General features: G+C 56.3%; 16 protein-coding genes. 14 read left to right on the top strand and 2 right to left on the bottom strand.

The genetic code is table 11. The annotated features are described in order from the left end of the window. Positions 1–28 precede the first annotated feature (28 nt). Complete coding sequence (gene uraH / locus OKX01_RS11450; RefSeq protein ID WP_264671764.1) at positions 29–382, bottom strand: hydroxyisourate hydrolase; 354 nt, start codon at positions 380–382, stop codon at positions 29–31. 205 nt (positions 383–587) lie between these two features. Here uraH and OKX01_RS11445 point away from each other — a divergent pair, with 205 nt between their 5' ends. The 8 genes from OKX01_RS11445 (at position 588) to OKX01_RS11410 (ending at position 8,252) form a co-directional block, all read left to right on the top strand. Further along, entirely contained in the window at positions 588–1,343 is a 756-nt protein-coding gene (locus OKX01_RS11445; protein ID WP_230017836.1) for a GntR family transcriptional regulator, read from the top strand. A gap of 11 nt (positions 1,344–1,354) precedes the next feature. Further along, entirely contained in the window at positions 1,355–2,287 is a 933-nt protein-coding gene (gene puuE / locus OKX01_RS11440; protein WP_264671763.1) for an allantoinase PuuE, read from the top strand. A 284-nt stretch (positions 2,288–2,571) separates the two neighbouring features. Continuing rightward, positions 2,572–5,199, top strand: coding sequence for an alanine--tRNA ligase (alaS, locus tag OKX01_RS11435; protein ID WP_264671762.1), 2,628 nt, complete (start codon positions 2,572–2,574; stop codon positions 5,197–5,199). After that, positions 5,199–5,453, top strand: a complete 255-nt coding sequence (locus OKX01_RS11430) for a sulfurtransferase TusA family protein (protein ID WP_009455909.1) — start codon at positions 5,199–5,201, stop codon at positions 5,451–5,453. The genes alaS and OKX01_RS11430 overlap by 1 nt, the downstream gene beginning before the upstream one ends. Positions 5,454–5,589: 136 nt before the next feature. Then, the gene (gene rpsP / locus OKX01_RS11425; protein WP_009455906.1) at positions 5,590–5,850 is read left to right on the top strand and encodes a 30S ribosomal protein S16; all 261 of its coding nucleotides are present in this window, start codon (positions 5,590–5,592) and stop codon (positions 5,848–5,850) included. A 32-nt stretch (positions 5,851–5,882) separates the two neighbouring features. Continuing rightward, positions 5,883–6,482, top strand: coding sequence for a ribosome maturation factor RimM (gene rimM / locus OKX01_RS11420; protein WP_094197064.1), 600 nt, complete (start codon positions 5,883–5,885; stop codon positions 6,480–6,482). Between the two features lie 86 nt (positions 6,483–6,568). Further along, the gene (trmD, locus tag OKX01_RS11415) at positions 6,569–7,330 is read left to right on the top strand and encodes a tRNA (guanosine(37)-N1)-methyltransferase TrmD (RefSeq protein WP_108727653.1); all 762 of its coding nucleotides are present in this window, start codon (positions 6,569–6,571) and stop codon (positions 7,328–7,330) included. 73 nt (positions 7,331–7,403) lie between these two features. Next, a complete protein-coding gene (locus OKX01_RS11410; RefSeq protein ID WP_264671761.1) occupies positions 7,404–8,252 on the top strand; it encodes a class I SAM-dependent methyltransferase in 849 nt (282 codons plus the stop codon). Between the two features lie 148 nt (positions 8,253–8,400). Here OKX01_RS11410 and OKX01_RS11405 read toward each other — a convergent pair whose 3' ends face one another. Next, the gene (locus tag OKX01_RS11405; protein WP_264671760.1) at positions 8,401–11,253 is read right to left on the bottom strand and encodes a valine--tRNA ligase; all 2,853 of its coding nucleotides are present in this window, start codon (positions 11,251–11,253) and stop codon (positions 8,401–8,403) included. A 253-nt stretch (positions 11,254–11,506) separates the two neighbouring features. On the opposite strand from OKX01_RS11405, the gene ndk reads away from it, so the two are divergent. The 6 genes from ndk to OKX01_RS11375 all read left to right on the top strand — a co-directional run bounded on the left by ndk (position 11,507) and on the right by OKX01_RS11375 (position 16,968). Then, positions 11,507–11,932 carry a nucleoside-diphosphate kinase gene (ndk, locus tag OKX01_RS11400; protein WP_009455885.1) on the top strand — a complete coding sequence of 142 codons (426 nt, stop codon included), beginning with the start codon at positions 11,507–11,509 and terminating at the stop codon, positions 11,930–11,932. A gap of 149 nt (positions 11,933–12,081) precedes the next feature. Further along, the gene (gene rlmN / locus OKX01_RS11395; protein ID WP_094197060.1) at positions 12,082–13,230 is read left to right on the top strand and encodes a 23S rRNA (adenine(2503)-C(2))-methyltransferase RlmN; all 1,149 of its coding nucleotides are present in this window, start codon (positions 12,082–12,084) and stop codon (positions 13,228–13,230) included. Further along, positions 13,227–13,721, top strand: a complete 495-nt coding sequence (locus OKX01_RS11390) for a helix-turn-helix domain-containing protein (protein WP_094197059.1) — start codon at positions 13,227–13,229, stop codon at positions 13,719–13,721. Before rlmN ends, OKX01_RS11390 begins: the two co-directional genes overlap by 4 nt. After that, the gene (ispG, locus tag OKX01_RS11385) at positions 13,718–15,004 is read left to right on the top strand and encodes a flavodoxin-dependent (E)-4-hydroxy-3-methylbut-2-enyl-diphosphate synthase (RefSeq protein WP_230017841.1); all 1,287 of its coding nucleotides are present in this window, start codon (positions 13,718–13,720) and stop codon (positions 15,002–15,004) included. The genes OKX01_RS11390 and ispG overlap by 4 nt, the downstream gene beginning before the upstream one ends. A 42-nt stretch (positions 15,005–15,046) precedes the next feature. Next, complete coding sequence (gene hisS / locus OKX01_RS11380) at positions 15,047–16,330, top strand: histidine--tRNA ligase (RefSeq protein ID WP_094197057.1); 1,284 nt, start codon at positions 15,047–15,049, stop codon at positions 16,328–16,330. Between the two features lie 2 nt (positions 16,331–16,332). Then, complete coding sequence (locus OKX01_RS11375; RefSeq protein ID WP_094197056.1) at positions 16,333–16,968, top strand: YfgM family protein; 636 nt, start codon at positions 16,333–16,335, stop codon at positions 16,966–16,968. Position 16,969 lies beyond the last annotated feature (1 nt).

Here is a 16,969-nt window from a genome sequence, read left to right as displayed (position 1 = left end):
GAAGCGAAAAGTCGACTTGGATACGCGATCAGCTGCCGCGATAGGTGGACCAGGACCAGGGGGTCACGACCAGAGGTACGTGGTAATTGGCATTGGCATCAGCGATACCAAAGCGAATGCCGACCTGATTCACAAAGCGTGGCTCGGGCAGAGTCACACCGCTGGCGGCAAAGTAGTCACCTGCATGAAACACCAGTTCAAAAACGCCCGTGTGCATGGCCTGGCCTTGCAGCAGGGGCTCATCACAGCGACCGTCGCTATTGGTGTGAGTGGTTTTGATCAGAGTACGTTGATCGTTTTCGATGGAATAAAGATCGACGCGCACGCCGCTGGCTGGGCGTCCTTGAGTCGTGTCAAGGACATGGGTTGATAGCTTTCCCATAAATGTCTCCGGTTTATGGTGATCAAAAAAGGTCCAGCGAGCCCAGTTTTGAGAACCGGCCGGGGGCCAACGGTGCAAGGATCAGTGCGCTGGGTTGAGGCCCCGAAACTGTCGCTCTGTTTGAGGAATCAGATTGTCGACAATTTATGTTGACGATTTTGTCGGGGTACCGAATAATTGTCAATAGTCAATAACGAGAAATTCTATGCTTCAGATACGGCGGCAAGAGGGGATGAGCAGTGAATCCCAAGCGCCCAGCGCCTCCTCGCTGCTAGAGGGAGGCATGGCAGATAGCGAGGTCGGGCGTGTTTATAGCCAGATCTTTGATGCGGTCGTTGACCGCCGTCTTTTGCCTGGAACCAAACTGACGGAAGCCACGCTATGCACGATTTTCGAGTGTTCGCGGGCGACCGTTCGTGCGGCGCTGGCTGCCCTCGAACACGACAAGATTGTGGTCATTGAACCCAATCGGGGTGCTTTTGTCTGGAAGCCGACGGCCAAGCAAACACGGGACGTGTTTGAACTGCGGCGTGATCTGGAAGCCTTGATTCTGCAAAAACTGATCAGCTACCCGGATCTGCCGGAGCGTTTGGCTGGCCTGTATGAAATGGTGGAACGTGAACAGCACGCTTTTGAAAATGGCGACCGCATCAGCTGGTTGCGCCTGTCCAATGCGTTTCATGTGATGCTGGCGCGCTGCGCTGGCAATGATGAACTGACCGAGTTGATGCACACCTTGTGCGCCCGCACCACGCTCATCATTGCGTATCACGATACACCGGGCGAACAGGCGTGTTCGTTTTACGAGCACAAAGAGATTTTGGACAAGCTTAGTCAGGGCGATGCCGAAGGCGCGCATCTGGCTATGCATCATCACTTAAGTGATTGTGAACATCGCATGAGCGAAGCGGGTGATGGCAATGCTGCCGATCCTTGGCTGGCCCTCAGCGTAAAACGCTAAACGGAGACGGTATGTCCTTGAGCAAGTACCCTCGTGACCTGGTCGGTTACGGTAAAAACGTGCCCCATGCACAATGGCCTGATCGGGCGCGCATTGCGGTGCAGTTTGTCTTGAACTATGAAGAAGGCGGCGAGAATTGCGTCCTGCACGGTGACCCGGGCTCTGAGCAGTTTTTGTCTGAAATTATTGGTGCAGCCGCTTACCCGGACCGTCACTTATCCATGGAGTCCATTTACGAATACGGCTCGCGTGCTGGTGTCTGGCGGATTCTGAACGAGTTTGAAAAGCGTGGCCTGCCCATGACCGTGTTTGGGGTGGGCATGGCGCTGGAGCGTCATCCCGAGCTGGCTCAGGAATTCGTGCGCCTGGGTCATGAGATCGCTTGCCATGGCTACCGCTGGATTCACTACCAGAACGTGTCCGAAGAAGTCGAGCGCGAGCATATGCGCCAGTGCGTGAACGTGCTGACGGACTTGCTGGGCCACCATCCCGAAGGCTGGTACACCGGCCGCGATAGCCCAAATACATTGCGCCTGGTGGCTGAAGAGGGCCAGTTCCTGTATAGCTCCGACTACTACGGTGACGATTTGCCTTTCTGGGCCGAGGTTCAGCTCAGCGACAATACTGTCAAGCCTCAGTTGATCGTGCCTTACACCCTGGACAGCAATGATATGCGCTTTGCGGCTCCTCAGGGCTTTAACACTGGCGATCATTTCTTCTCCTACCTGAAAGACGCGTTTGATGTGCTTTACGAGGAAGGCGAAGAGGCTCCCAAGATGCTGTCCATCGGTTTGCATTGCCGTCTGATCGGCCGTCCTGGCCGTTTCCGCGCCTTGCAGCGTTTCCTGGATTACGTGCAATCGCATGAGCGTGTCTGGGTGTGCCGTCGTGTGGACATTGCTCGCCACTGGGCCGAGCATCATCCCTATCAGCCCAAGGCCTGATCGGGGCAGGGCCAGGGTTCATGCCTCCTGGCCCATCAAGACAACATCCTGAATCTGAGCAGGGTGCATTCACATTCCGACTCGCCAGGGTCGGAATTGTTGTTTCTGCCCGCTGAAAACAGTACTATCTGACGCTTACGCAGCCGCTCGTAAAGGGAGTGTGGCGTCCGGGCTTCTCACTGCTATGCCGGGGCGGCAGGTGTTGTGCCAGCGCAGCGCGCGCATGGGCTGCAAGGCTGATCGTCTTATAATAGGCAGTTAAATTTTCCATCGCGTTGCATGTAATGAAAACCTCAGAAATTCGTCAGAAGTTTCTTTCTTTTTTTGAATCCAAGGGACACCACATCGTTTCCTCGGCTTCCTTGGTTCCAGGGAATGACCCTACCTTGCTGTTCACGAACGCAGGGATGGTGCAGTTCAAAGACGTGTTCACGGGTAAAGAGACCCGCCCCTACAAGCGTGCGACCAGTTCTCAGCGCTGTGTTCGTGCTGGTGGTAAACACAATGATCTGGAAAACGTGGGCTACACCGCCCGCCACCACACCTTTTTTGAAATGCTGGGCAACTTCAGCTTTGGCGATTACTTCAAGCAAGACGCTATTCGCTATGCCTGGGAACTACTGACGACGGTTTACCAACTGCCTGCAGAAAAACTCTGGGTCACCGTCTACCAGGAAGACGATGAGGCCTACGATATCTGGGCCTCGGAAATTGGTGTGCCCAAAGAGCGCATCATCCGCATCGGCGACAAGGGCGGCGTGCGTTACAACTCGGACAACTTCTGGCAGATGGCCGATACCGGCCCCTGTGGTCCTTGCTCGGAAATTTTTTACGACCACGGCGCCGATGTCTGGGGTGGTCCTCCCGGATCGCCTGAAGAGGACGGCGACCGCTACATCGAAGTATGGAACCTGGTGTTCATGCAGTTCGAGCGTTCCGCCGACGGCACCATGACACCGCTGCCCAAGCCTTGTGTGGATACAGGGATGGGTCTGGAGCGTATTTCGGCTGTGCTGCAGCACGTGCACTCCAACTACGAAATTGATCTGTTCCAATCCTTGATTCAAGCCGCCGCGCGCGAAACCAAGACCAGCGACTTGAGCAATAACTCGCTCAAGGTAATTGCGGACCACATCCGTGCTTGTAGCTTCTTGATCATTGATGGGGTCATCCCCAGCAATGAAGGCCGTGGCTATGTGCTGCGCCGTATTATTCGCCGTGCCCTGCGTCACGGCCACAAGCTGGGTCAGAAGGGCTTGTTCTTTTACCGTTTGGTGCAGGACTTGGGCCAGACCATGGGCGAAGCCTACCCCGAGCTGATTAGCCAGCGCGAGCGTATCGAACAAGTGCTGCGCCAGGAAGAAGAGCGTTTCAGCGAAACGCTGGAAAACGGCATGCGTATTCTGGAAGGCGCTTTGGCCAACCTGCCAGAGAATGCCAAGCTGGACGGCCAGACGCTGTTCACCTTGTACGACACCTACGGTTTCCCTGTGGACCTGACCGCCGACATCTGCCGCGAGCGTGGCATCGAGGTCGATCTGGACGGTTTTGAAGTCGCCATGGAAAACCAGCGTCAGATGGCACGCGCTTCGGGCAAGTTCAAAACAGCCGAAGGCCTGAGCTATTCCGGTGTGCAAACCCGCTTTGATGGTTACACCACTCTGGAAGGTAGCGGCACGGTTACCGCCTTGTATGTGGATGGCACCTCTGTGCAATCCGTGACCCAAGGTCAGCAAGCGGTAGTGGTTCTGGATGCCACACCTTTCTACGCCGAGTCCGGTGGTCAGGTAGGGGATGCCGGTATCTTGAGCGACGCCAAAGGGCTGTCCTTTGACGTTCAAGATACACAAAAGATCTCCAATCAGGTTTTCGGACACCAGGGTGTGCTGAACGCTGGCACGCTGACTGTGGGCCAGACTGTTCAAGCCCAGGTGGATACCGAGCGTCGTGAGCGTGTGATCCGTAACCACTCGGCCACGCACTTGATGCACAAGGCCTTGCGTCAGGTGCTGGGCGGTCACGTTCAACAACGTGGCTCCCTGGTGGACGCTGACAAGACCCGTTTTGACTTTGCTCACGATGCCGCCATGACGGCCGAGCAAATCGCTCAAGTTGAAGCCATTGTGAACGATCAGGTTCTGGCTAACCAGGCCGTGCAAGCCCAGCTGATGTCGTTTGACGACGCCGTCAGCGGCGGTGCCATGGCTTTGTTTGGTGAAAAGTACGGCGACGAAGTGCGTGTACTGGATATTGGTTTCTCTCGCGAGCTGTGCGGTGGTACGCACGTTCAGCGTACGGGCGATATCGGCTTGTTCAAGATTGTCTCGGAAGGTGGCGTAGCCGCTGGTGTGCGCCGTGTTGAGGCCATCACCGGCACCAACAGCCTGCACTGGGTGCAAGCCCAGGAACGTCTGCTGAACGATGCCTCTGCCAGCCTGCGTACCCAACCAGAAGGTTTGGTTGCCCGTATCAGTGCCTTGCAAGCTCAGATCAAGGATCTGGAGCGCGAGCGCGAACAAATGCAATCCAAGCTGGCGGCTTCGGCCGGCCAGGACTTGTTGGCCCAAGCCGTACCCTTGAATGACAGCAGCCGTCTGCTGGTGGCCACGCTGCAAGGCGTGGAAGCCAAAGCCCTGCGCGAAATGGCCGATCAGTTGAAGAACAAGCTGCAGTCTGCCGTGATTTTGCTGTCCATCGTGGCCGACGGCAAGGTCAGTCTGGTGGCGGGCGTGACACCTGACCTGACCGCCAAGGTCAAGGCCGGTGATCTGGTGGGTTTTGTGGCCTCGCAAATGGGCGGCAAGGGTGGTGGACGTCCTGATATGGCCATGGGCGGCGGTACCGATGCCAGCGTCCTGCCTCAGGCCAATGCCTCGGTGCAGGCCTGGGTACAAAGCAAGTTAGGTGCGTAATGACGATGTCCGAGACCGGCGCTTTGCCCAATAGCGATCTGCAGGTGGATGCAAGCGGGCTGAAATGCCCCTTGCCTATCTTGCGTGCCAAGAAAGCCTTGGCGCAGTTGGAGTCCGGGCAAGTGTTGCAGGTCATTACAACCGATCAGCACGCTATTCAAGATTTTCAGGCTTTTTGTCGCCAAACTGGCAATGAACTGTTGGCTCAAGACCAGCAAGCTGAAAAAACTCTGCATTTTTTACGCCGTCGGTAAGCTGACGGCGGTAGAATACTGTTTTGTCTGTTGCGTATCTAGCACTGAATCTGCTATCTTAGCGTGTTACTTTTGGCATACGTGCCAGAATAGTGCTAGAATTTTTTGTTTACCTTACACAATAAAGGGATTATCAATGGTGGTAATTCGCTTGGCCCGTGGTGGCTCCAAAAAGCGTCCTTTTTACAACGTAGTAGCCGCCGAGGCGAGCCAACGCCGTGATGGTCGCTTCATCGAACGTCTGGGTTTTTACAACCCCGTTGCTGGCGAAGGTCATGAAAACCTGCGTCTGCAAATGGACCGCGTTAAGCACTTCACCGACAACGGTGCTCAGGTTTCGCCTGCTGTGGCTCGCCTGTTGAAAGAATACTCGGCTAAGGTTGCTTCGGCTGCCTAAGTTGATTCACCTGTTTTTTTAGTGGTGTTAGTGTGAAGCAACCAGCGATTCCTGCTGACCTTGTTGAGCTTGGACGCATTGTTTCCGCTTATGGCGTACGTGGTTGGGTCAAAATCCAGCCGCACTCCATGCAAACCAAAGCGCTGCTGAATGTAAAAACGTGGTGGTTAAAAACGCCCCGGCCTGAATCTCAGGCGGGCGTTTTTGCGTCTGCGTCACCCAGACAAGTACAAACCGCAAAGCAGCATGGGGCAACCATCGTGGCGCAGTTTGAAGGTCTGGATAATCGAGAGCTGGCTCAAGCTCTTAAGGGGCATACCGTTTGGGTATCCCGTGCCGCTTTTCCCAAAGCGGACGAAGACGAATTTTATTGGGTCGATCTGATCGGCTGCCGCTTTTTTGGCGAGCAGGACGGCCAAGCTGAAAGCTTAGGCGAAGTGGTAGAGGTGCTGGATAACGGCGCGCATTCCATTTTGGTCGTGCATCGTGGCTCCTGGGATGCCGAGGGTGTCTTTACACCTGAAAAGGACGAACAGGGTAGGCCACAAGAAGAGCTGGTTCCCTTTGTGCAAGCCATTGTGCATACGGTGGATATGTCCGCCCGCGAGTTGCACAGCCACTGGGCGATCTGATCGTTTCAATCCTGTGCGCGTGTGGTGCTTTGGCTTGACTGGCCGGGTTTATAACGCGTATCTGCTTTTTCTCTTGCCGAGTCCTCATGCGATTTGATGCCCTGACCCTGTTCCCGGACATGTTTGATGTGGTCAGCCAGGCTGGTGTCACCGGCCGTGCGCACAAGCAGGGCATCTGGCAGATGCGGACCTGGAATCCGCGCGACTATACCACCGATGTGCACCGCACAGTGGATGACCGCCCTTACGGAGGTGGTCCTGGTATGGTCATGCTGGCTGATCCCTTGAACGACGCTTTGGATCAGGCTCTGGCTGACCGTGGCGATAAGCCGGAAGTGATTTTACTTAGCCCTACAGGGCGACGCTTTAATCAGGCTGTGGCTCAGGAGCTGGCTCAAGGCCCCGGCGCGGTTCTGGTTTGTGGTCGCTACGAAGGGATAGATCAACGCTTTATTGATGCACGCGTCACCCAGGAGCTTTCTTTGGGTGATTTTGTGCTGTCTGGCGGTGAAATCGCGTCGCTGGCGATTATCGACAGCGTGGTCCGCCTCTTGCCCGGCGTGTTGAATGATGCCGATTCGGCTCGTCAGGATTCTTTCCATGCCGACAATAGTGGCTTGTTGGACAGCCCTCATTACACGCGTCCTGAGGTTTATCGCGATCAGGCTGTGCCTGAGGTCTTGATGTCCGGTCATCATGGTCGCATCCAGGCATGGAGGCGTGAGCAGTCTTTGCGTTTGACCGCCTTGCGGCGCCCGGAGTTGATCGAACAGGCCCGTCAGCGTGGTGAGCTTAACAAGGCAGATGAGCGTTTCCTGGCCTCGCTTGATGACGGGGGAGTGTCATAAGCGGCTTGGGGTGGGTATGACATTGGGCAAGTAATCTGATGGTGTGCTGCTTAGGGTGGCCCATGAGGGGGTTATGAGTAAAGTTGAGCAACAAAATCGCCAGTCCTGGAATGCGGCAACACTTGCCCATAATAGTCATAAAGGGGATCAGGCTCAGTTCTTTCGCCGTGGTGGTTCTACTTTGTTTCCAGAGGAGCTGGAGCTGCTAGGTGAACTCAAGGGGCGCTCACTGCTGCATTTGCAATGCAATTGCGGGCAGGATAGTTTGAGTTTGGCCACGCTTGGGGCACTAGTGACTGGGGTTGATATCGCCGATGAAGCGATTTCCTTTGCGACGGCTCTGTCTCGAGATACGGGTATTCCGGCTGCGTTTCATCGCGAAGACGTGGTGCAGTGGTTAAGGCAGGCTGCCAGTCAGGGGCTGCAATACGATATTGTATTCAGTAGCTATGGTGTCTTGTGTTGGTTGCCGGATTTAAGGGCGTGGGCGCAGGGCGTCGCTTCTGTTTTGAAGCCTGGAGGGCGTTTGGTGCTGGTGGAGTTCCACCCCTTTGCGCTTTGCTTTGATGAGCACTGGGCGCTGAAATACGATTATTTCAATACCCAGCCCATGGTGTTCCCGGAAGGGGTGGGTGATTACGTAGCGGAATCAGGCGAAGGGTTGCTGCTTTCAGACAAAACTGAAGGTATGCAGGAGTTTGAGAACCCGCATCCCAGTGTGGAGTTTAGTTGGGGCTTGGCTAAACTGGTTGGTGTCTTGCTGGAGGCCGGTTTGCGTTTGCGAAAATTGGAAGAGTATCCGTATTCAAATGGCTGGAAGGGTTTTAAGCAGATGCATGAGGGCCCGGGGCGGCGAATGTATGCACCCGTAGGCCAGGCTGGCGTCCCTTTGATGTATGGTCTTGAGGCAAGTCGGGACTGAGCACGCCATTGTTGGGCACGGTTGTGCCATGATGCAGCCAATCTGGGCTATCTATCCTGCTTCGTCATAAAAGCACCCCAAAGGTTGGATAGGCATCCAATCTTTGGGGTGTCGTTTATTGCAGCCAGTTTTTTGTGCTGGGAGGCCGTTAGTTCAGGCGAGCAAATTGCTGCTGGACTTTAGCCAGGGTTTCGCCAAACTGAATGACGCGCTGTCGTTCCTGTTCCACTACGGCTGCTGGGGCACGCTCCACAAAACTGGCGTTGCCCAGTTTGGCTTCGGCCTTGCTGATTTCGCCTTGCAGGCGTTCAATTTCCTTGGACAGGCGGATACGCTCCGCTTCCACGTCAATCTCTACGTGCAGCATCAGTTGCGTGGTGCCGATCACTTGTACCGGTGCGCCTGCATCGGTAGGCAGTTGATCGACAATTTCCACGCTTTCCAGCTTGCCCAGCGCAGCCAGATACGGGCTGTTGGCTTTTAGGGTTTCGGCGTTGCCTTGGGCAATCAGCGGTACGCGCTGAGCGGGCGAAATGTTCATTTCGCCACGCAGGGCACGGATGGCGTCCACTTGGGCTTTCAGTTCGGCAACCTGGGCCACTGCCTGCTCATCAACCGCGGCGGGGTTGGCAATTGGGTAGGGCTGGACCGAAATGCTGGTGGTTTCGTCAGCGGCACGTTTACCAGCCACCACCGAGACCTTCTGCCACAGTTCTTCCGTGATGAAGGGGATGATAGGGTGCGCTACGCGCAGCACCACTTCCAGTACGCGGATCAGGGTGCGGCGGGTGCCCAGTTGCTGCTCGGGCGTGCCGTTCTGGATCTGGGTCTTGGCCAGCTCCAGGTACCAGTCGCAGTACTCGTCCCATACAAAGTGGTAGATGGCATTGGCGACGTTGTCGAAACGGTAGTCGGCAAAACCGCGCTCGGCGTCCTGTTCCAGGCCTTGCAACAGGCTGATGATCCAGCGATCAGCAAAGCTCAGTTCGGCGGGTGCGTCGGTGTGCAGCTCATGACCTTCGGTGTTCATCAACACAAAGCGGGTGGCATTCCACAGCTTGTTGCAGAAGTTGCGGTAGCCTTCGCAACGCTTCATGTCGAAGTTGATATTGCGGCCCAGAGTGGCGTAGGCGGCCATGGTAAAGCGCAGTGCGTCCGTGCCGAAGGCGGGGATGCCGTCGGGGTAGTCTTTCTTGGTGCGTTTGGTAATGCTTTGTGCCTGCTTGGGGTTCATCAGGCCAAACGTGCGTTTGTGGATCAGGCTTTCCAGATCGATGCCGTCGATCAAATCCACAGGGTCAATGGTATTACCCTTGGATTTGCTCATCTTCTTGCCTTCCATATCGCACACCAGTCCGTGAACGTAGACGGTGTTGAATGGAACGCGGCCGGTCAGGTGCATGCTCATCATGACCATGCGGGCAACCCAGAAGAAAATAATGTCGAAACCAGTGACCAGCACGCTGGAGGGCAGGTAACGGGCCAGATCTGGAGTTTCTTCAGGCCAGCCCAGATCGGTAAAGGGCACCAGGGCGGAGGAGAACCAGGTATCCAGCACGTCTTCGTCGCGGCGCAGTGGGCCGGTCACGCCAGCGGCGCGGGCTTGTTCCAGAGCTTCTTCTTCGGAACGGGCGACAAACAGGCTACCGTCTTCGGCGTACCAGGCGGGAATTTGGTGACCCCACCACAACTGACGGGAAATGCACCAATCCTGAATATTGTTCAGCCACTGGTTGTAGGTGTTGGACCAGTTGTCGGGGTAGAAGCGCACACGGCCATCGGCCACCACATCCAGGGCAACCTGGGTGATGCTCTTGCCGGGGTGCAGTGAATCTTCCGGAGCGGGCTTGCTCATGGCTACAAACCACTGGTCAGTCAGCATGGGTTCAATGACTGTATTGGTGCGGTCGCCACGTGGCACCATCAGCTTGTGTGGCTTGACGGCCTGTAGCAGGCCCTGGGCTTCTAGGTCGGCCACGATTTGCTTGCGCGCGGCAAAGCGCTCCAGGCCTTGATAGGCTTCGGGAGCGGTGTCGGCAATGTGGGCATCCAGTGTCAGGATGCTGATCATTTCCAGGCCGTGGCGTTGGCCAACAGCATAGTCATTGAAGTCGTGAGCAGGGGTCACCTTCACGACACCGGTGCCGAAGGCTGGGTCTACATAATCGTCCGCAATGATCGGGATGGAGCGGCCGACCAGGGGCAGGGTAACGGTCTGGCCGATCAGGCCGATATAGCGCTCGTCTTCAGGGTGCACCATCAGGGCAACGTCGCCCAGCATGGTTTCCGGACGGGTGGTGGCCACCGTCAGGTGGGTCAGATCACCCTGGGGTGTAGTCAGCGGGTAGCGGATTTCCCACAGATGACCGTCCTCTTCCTCGCTGACCACTTCCAGGTCGGACACGGCGGTGCCCAGTACGGGGTCCCAGTTCACCAGGCGCTTGCCACGGTAAATCAGACCTTGTTCGTACAGGCGGACAAAGGTTTCCAGCACGCCACGGGACAGATTATCGTCCATGGTGAAGTATTCGCGGCTCCAGTCACAGGACGCGCCCAGGCGGCGAAACTGGCTGGTAATGGTGTTGCCGGATTTCTCTTTCCACTCCCAGACTTTTTCCAGGAATTTCTCGCGACCCAGGTCGTGGCGGCTGATGTTCTGGGCATCGAGCTGGCGCTCCACAATGATCTGGGTGGCAATCCCGGCGTGGTCGGTGCCAGGAATGTAGACCGTATCGTCGCCTTTCATGCGGTGGTAGCGCGTCAGGCCATCCATGATGGTCTGGTTAAAGGCGTGGCCCATATGCAAAGTCCCGGTGACGTTCGGTGGTGGGGACTGAATGACAAAGGGTTCGGACTGATGATCACCCAAGGGCAGGACGTGCTGGCCTCCCTTGAAAAGGTCGGCTTGCTCCCAGCGCGCGTACCAGCGCGTTTCGATTTCCTGGGGTTCAAAGCTCTTGGATAATTGCTCGTCGGAGGTCGTTGCGGATGAGTTGGTCATGGTGATGCGGTCTGCCTGCCCCTTTTGGCACGTTCGGTGCCAGATAGGGCGGGACTAATCCTGGGTAAAAAACGAATGTAAGATGCACTATTTTAAGATGTGGCCGTGCGTCTTTGGCGTGGTAAAATGCCGGGTTGCCGTAAATCTGATGAAAGTGCTTGTTTTCATTAAAAAATTTAGCGCGAACCGTCGGATCTGCATTTTGCTTTACGCAGCAAAGACTACACTATATTGTTCTTATTTGGATTTTCACATGGCTATTGAACGCACTCTGTCCATTATCAAGCCCGACGCTGTTGCTAAAAACGTGATCGGTCAGATTATTTCCCGCTTTGAAGGCGCTGGCCTGAAAGTGATCGCTGGTCGCCTGGTTCACCTGTCCCGTGGCGAAGCCGAGCGCTTCTACGGCGTGCACGCCGAGCGTCCTTTCTTCAAGGATCTGGTCGACTTCATGGTTTCCGGTCCTGTATTCGTACAAGTTCTGGAAGGTGAAGGCGCCATTGCCAAGAACCGCGAATTGATGGGCGCTACCGACCCCAAGAAAGCTGACGCTGGCACCATCCGCGCTGACTTCGCTGAGAGCATCGACGCCAACGCTGTTCACGGTTCCGACGCTCCTGAAACTGCTGCTGTCGAAATCGCTTTCTTCTTCCCAGAGTGCAACGTTTACAGCCGTTAATTGGCTAAACCGCGCAGTACCGGCGGCACTCTGATCAAGACTTGCCCGGCCCACTGGAACTCTGGTGTGCCGGGTAAGTCCTACAAGAAGAGGCTTTTTTGCATTTCTGCAAAAAATGAGTCGCCAGACCGCGTGAAGGTATTATTTTTATGTCATCGCTCGAACCTACCAATATTCTGGGCCTGGGCCCGGAGCAACTTGTTGAACTGGTTGCCCAATGGGGCGGCAAGCCTTTCCGTGCGCGCCAATTGCAGCGCTGGATACACCAGCGTCAACAGGACGATTTTGGGCAGATGACAGATCTGGCGCGCGAGTTCCGCGAGCAGCTGAGCGCCAATTGCGTTGTCACTGCGCCCAGCATGTCGCACGAACACATTTCTACCGACGGCACTCGTAAATGGCTGTTTGATGTAGGCAGCAATAACGCCGTCGAAGCGGTTTTCATTCCCGAGGATGATCGGGGCACCCTGTGCATTTCCAGTCAGGCTGGTTGTACCGTGGCCTGTCCATTCTGTTCCACGGGTTACCAGGGTTTCAACCGCAACCTGACAAGCTCTGAAATCATTGGTCAGCTTTGGTTTGCCCGCCGTGCTTTGCTGGGTGCGCCTGAAACGGCCCGTATCGGGGAAGCTGAACAAACCAGTACGCGCGTCATCAGCAATGTGGTCATGATGGGCATGGGCGAGCCCTTGCTTAATTATGATCAGGTGCTCGGTGCCTTGCGCCTGATGCTGGACGATAATGCCTACGGTCTGTCGCGCCGTCGCGTGACGGTATCCACCTCCGGTGTGGTACCCATGATGGATCGTTTGGCCAAAGATTGCCCGGTGGCTCTGGCTGTGTCGCTGCATGCGCCCAATGATGCGTTGCGCGACCGTCTGGTGCCGCTGAACAAGAAGTATCCGCTGGCCGAGCTTCTGGATGCCTGTAATCGCTATCTGGAGCATGCCCCGCGTGACTTCATTACCTTTGAATACATCATGTTGGACGGCATCAACGATACCGACCAACATGCGCAGGAATTGCTGGATATCGCGCGCATTGTGCGCTGCAAATTTAATCTGATCCCTTTTAATCCTTTTCCGCAGTCCGGTCTGAAGCGCTCCTCTGCCGCACGGGTCAAACAGTTTGCCCAAAGGCTGATGGATGGCGGAGTGGTCACTACCGTACGAAAGACGCGTGGCGACGATATTGCGGCTGCTTGCGGGCAGTTGGCGGGTGATATTCGTGATCGCACCCGTATCGAGCAGCGTTTGCCTGATCGGGCCGTCATTCAAATCAAACAGGAACGTGCATGAGCGAGACTCTGGACCCTACCAAGCAATCGGCGCCGGAAGCGGGCTCAGGTGTGGGTCCCACACTCCGTGAGTTGCGTCTGGCGCAATCGTGTACGCTGAACGAAGCCTCCACCCGCCTGAAGTTTTCGGTTCGGCAACTGGAGGCTCTGGAGGCTCAGGAGTGGAGTCAGTTGCCCGGGGGGCAGCCCTTGCGTGGCATGGTGCGCAATTATGCGCGCTTTCTCGAGACCGATGTCTCGGCAGTGCTGGTCATGCTGGAATCTCAGGTCAGTGATACTGCAGCCCCCAAGCCCGTACCGCGTGATCATTCCGGTTCGGGGCTGGCCAGTACGGATTTGGGCCTATATGCCGAATCACGCGGTGGTTCAGGCTGGATCTGGATTCTAATCATTATTGTTTTGTTGTTGGTAGCCGGTTTTTACGCCATTGATCGGGGCTGGGTTCCTGATCAATGGTTGGTGTTTGATTGGCTTAAGGATTTGAAGAAATGACGCAGGGTCCCGGAACTCCCTCTGCTTGCCAGCCCTTGCCGGTTGGTGCTCAACCCAAACGGGTGACGCGCACGGTGGATGTGCGCTGGGGCGATCATGTCGTGAAACTGGGGGGCTCGGCTCCTGTCGTGGTGCAGTCCATGACCAATACGGATACGGTCGATGCCATTGCAACGGCCATCCAGGTCAAGGAGTTGGCGCGTGCGGGTTCCGAGCTGGTGCGTATTACCGTCAATACCCCGGAAGCTGCGCGAGAAGTGCCGGCGATCCGTGAGCAATTGGACCGCATGGGTGTCAATGTTCCCTTGGTGGGGGACTTTCATTACAACGGGCACAAGCTGCTGGCCGACTTTCCGGAATGCGCACAAGCCTTGTCCAAGTACCGGATCAATCCGGGCAATATGGGCGGGGGCAAGCGTCGGGACGATAACTTTGCCAAGATGATTGAAATCGCCTGCCGTTACGACAAGGCCGTGCGTATCGGTGTGAACTGGGGCAGCCTGGATCACGAGCTGATGGCCCGCATGATGGACGAGAACAATCAACGCGCACACCCCTGGACGGCGCAAGCTGTCATGCGTGATGCCTTGGTGTTTTCGGCCATCAGCAATGCCCAGCGTGCCGAAGAGCTGGGTCTGGACGGCAAGCGTATCGTGCTGTCTTGCAAGGTCAGCCATGTGCAGGATTTGATTACGGTTTATCAGGATTTGTCCGCGCGTTGCGATTACGCCCTGCATCTGGGTTTGACCGAAGCGGGGATGGGCAGCAAGGGTATTGTGGCTTCCACCGCCGCCTTGTCCGTCTTGTTGCAGCAAGGCATTGGTGACACCATTCGTATTTCCCTGACGCCCGAACCCGGTGGCGATCGCGCCCGTGAAGTGGTGGTGGCTCAGGAAATTTTGCAGACCATGGGTTTGCGTGCCTTCACCCCTATGGTGGTGGCGTGTCCGGGTTGTGGTCGCACCAGCAGTACGGTGTTCCAGGAGCTGGCCAACGATATTCAAGGCTATTTGCGTGACCAGATGCCCGTCTGGAAAGATCTGTATCCCGGCGTGGAAACCATGAACGTCGCGGTGATGGGCTGTGTGGTCAATGGTCCAGGGGAAAGCCGCCACGCCGATATCGGCATCAGCTTGCCGGGAACCGGGGAAGTACCCTCGGCACCCGTCTATGTGGATGGCGAGCGGGTGGTGACCCTGAAGGGTGATACTATCGCTCAAGAATTTCAGACCATTGTCCAGAATTACGTTGAGCGCCGTTATGGCAAGGCTCCAACGGTTTGATCAACACGCTTGTCAGTCTATGGCGAGCAAACCATTAGAATTATGACGCAGCAGTTTCAAAAGCTCCGCGCCCTGACGGGCATGAAAGACACCTTACCGGGTGAAAGCGCACAGTGGGAAGCCCTGGAGGCTCTGGTGCGGGACTGGTTGGCCAGCTATGGCTATCGCAATATGCGTACCCCCGTGCTGGAACATACCCAGTTGTTTGCCCGTGGTATTGGCGAGGTCACCGACATTGTCGAGAAGGAAATGTATTCCTTCACCGACTCGCTCAATGGCGACAAGCTCACCATGCGCCCCGAATTTACGGCGGGCATGGTGCGCGCCACTATCGAACATAATCTCTTGTACGATCGCCCTCATCGTGTTTATGCAATGGGGCCGGTGTTCCGTCATGAGCGCCCGCAGCGTGGCCGCTACCGTCAGTTCCATCAGATTGATGTGGAGGCCTTGGGTCTGCCCGGGCCGGATGTGGATGCCGAGCTGATCGTCATGCTGGCTCGTTTGTGGAAGAAGCTGGGTTTGACGGATATTCGTCTGGAGCTGAACTCCCTGGGGCAGGCGCAAGAGCGTGCCGCCCACCGTGCGGCCTTGATCGAACACCTGGAAGCCCACAAGGATGTGCTGGACGAAGAGGCCCAGCGCCGCATGTATACCAATCCCTTGCGCGTGCTGGATACCAAAAATCCGGCCATGCAGGAAATGGCCAATGCAGCTCCACGCCTGTTCGACTTCCTGGGTGAAGAGTCCCGTGCGCATTTTCAGGGCGTGTGCGAGCGTCTGGATGATGCCGGTATTGCCTACACACTGAACCCGCGCCTGGTGCGTGGTCTGGACTACTACAACTTGACTGTGTTCGAGTGGGTAACGGATCGCCTGGGTGCACAAGGTACGGTGTGCGGTGGTGGCCGTTATGATGGCCTGATCGAATTGATGGGTGGCAAACCTTCGCCTGCCGTGGGTTTCGCCATTGGCATGGAGCGTTTGCTGGATCTGTGCTCGCAAGATGGCGAGCAGCCAGCCATTCCTGAATGTCAGGTTTATATGGTTCACCAAGGCGAGGCTGCCCAGCGCAAGGCCTCACTGTTGGCCGAGCAATTGCGTGATGCCGGTTTGCAGGTGATCGTCCATGCAGGCTCCAGTGGCTTCAAGTCCCAGTTCAAACGGGCTGATGCCAGTGGCGCGCAGGCCGCCGTTATTTTGGGTGACGATGAACTCCAAAAAGAACAGGCCAGTGTGAAATGGTTGCGTGCTGCGGATGGCGCCGAGCAGCAACAGTCTGTTGATTTTTCTGAACTCGCCAGTGTTTTGTCAGCAAGGATTTGAGCATGGCCTACGATCTTGAAGAACAGGAAAAACTAGATGCCATGCGAGCATGGTGGGACCGCTGGGGCACCTTGTGCATTGTGCTGGCGTTTGCCGCGTTGGCTGCGGTAGCGGGCTGGCGCGGTTGGCAGTGGTACCAGGGCCATCAGGCAGGTCAGGCCATGGGTTACTTTGAGGCGCTGGAAAGTGCTGCTGCCCAGACCGGCGAAGAGGCTGATGCCCGCGTGCTGGCTGCCAGCACGACCTTGCGTAACGATTTTCCCAAGTCTGGCTACACCTCTCGCGGTGTTCTGCTGGCTGCCCAGGCCTTGCAGCAACGCGGCAATCTGACGCCTGCTCGAGAGCAACTGGAGTGGATGGTCAAAACCAACCACGACCCCGCGCTGACCCCGCTGGCACGTCTGCGTCTGGCCGGTATCTTGCTGGAACAAAAGAATTATGACGAAGCGCTGGCTCAACTGGCAAATCCTCCTGCCAGCTTTGCCGGTCTGTTTGCGGATCGCAAAGGCGATATTCTGGCCGCTCAAGGACAGAACGATGCAGCGCGCGACGCCTGGAAACAGGCCGTGGAGTTGCTCAAGCAAGACCCTATTTCGCAGTTGGTCCAGATCAAACTTGATGCCCTGGCAGGAGCTTAAC

It is taken from the genome of Alcaligenes sp. SMD-FA, assembly GCF_025960365.1.
GTDB lineage: Bacteria > Pseudomonadota > Gammaproteobacteria > Burkholderiales > Burkholderiaceae_B > Alcaligenes > Alcaligenes aquatilis.
The sequence above is the reverse complement of the archived record's forward strand: the minus strand, read 5'-3'. Positions and strand labels throughout refer to the sequence as shown.

Excerpts from the sequence above, each read along its gene's own strand:
- uraH (WP_264671764.1), bottom strand. The coding sequence starts at position 382 with ATGGGAAAGCTATCAACCCATGTCCTTGACACGACTCAAGGACGCCCA.
- OKX01_RS11445 (WP_230017836.1), top strand. The coding sequence starts at position 588 with ATGCTTCAGATACGGCGGCAAGAGGGGATGAGCAGTGAATCCCAAGCG.
- puuE (WP_264671763.1), top strand. The coding sequence starts at position 1,355 with ATGTCCTTGAGCAAGTACCCTCGTGACCTGGTCGGTTACGGTAAAAAC.
- alaS (WP_264671762.1), top strand. The coding sequence starts at position 2,572 with ATGAAAACCTCAGAAATTCGTCAGAAGTTTCTTTCTTTTTTTGAATCC.
- OKX01_RS11430 (WP_009455909.1), top strand. The coding sequence starts at position 5,199 with ATGACGATGTCCGAGACCGGCGCTTTGCCCAATAGCGATCTGCAGGTG.
- rpsP (WP_009455906.1), top strand. The coding sequence starts at position 5,590 with ATGGTGGTAATTCGCTTGGCCCGTGGTGGCTCCAAAAAGCGTCCTTTT.
- trmD (WP_108727653.1), top strand. The coding sequence starts at position 6,569 with ATGCGATTTGATGCCCTGACCCTGTTCCCGGACATGTTTGATGTGGTC.
- OKX01_RS11410 (WP_264671761.1), top strand. The coding sequence starts at position 7,404 with ATGAGTAAAGTTGAGCAACAAAATCGCCAGTCCTGGAATGCGGCAACA.
- OKX01_RS11405 (WP_264671760.1), bottom strand. The coding sequence starts at position 11,253 with ATGACCAACTCATCCGCAACGACCTCCGACGAGCAATTATCCAAGAGC.
- ndk (WP_009455885.1), top strand. The coding sequence starts at position 11,507 with ATGGCTATTGAACGCACTCTGTCCATTATCAAGCCCGACGCTGTTGCT.
- rlmN (WP_094197060.1), top strand. The coding sequence starts at position 12,082 with ATGTCATCGCTCGAACCTACCAATATTCTGGGCCTGGGCCCGGAGCAA.
- OKX01_RS11390 (WP_094197059.1), top strand. The coding sequence starts at position 13,227 with ATGAGCGAGACTCTGGACCCTACCAAGCAATCGGCGCCGGAAGCGGGC.
- ispG (WP_230017841.1), top strand. The coding sequence starts at position 13,718 with ATGACGCAGGGTCCCGGAACTCCCTCTGCTTGCCAGCCCTTGCCGGTT.
- hisS (WP_094197057.1), top strand. The coding sequence starts at position 15,047 with ATGACGCAGCAGTTTCAAAAGCTCCGCGCCCTGACGGGCATGAAAGAC.
- OKX01_RS11375 (WP_094197056.1), top strand. The coding sequence starts at position 16,333 with ATGGCCTACGATCTTGAAGAACAGGAAAAACTAGATGCCATGCGAGCA.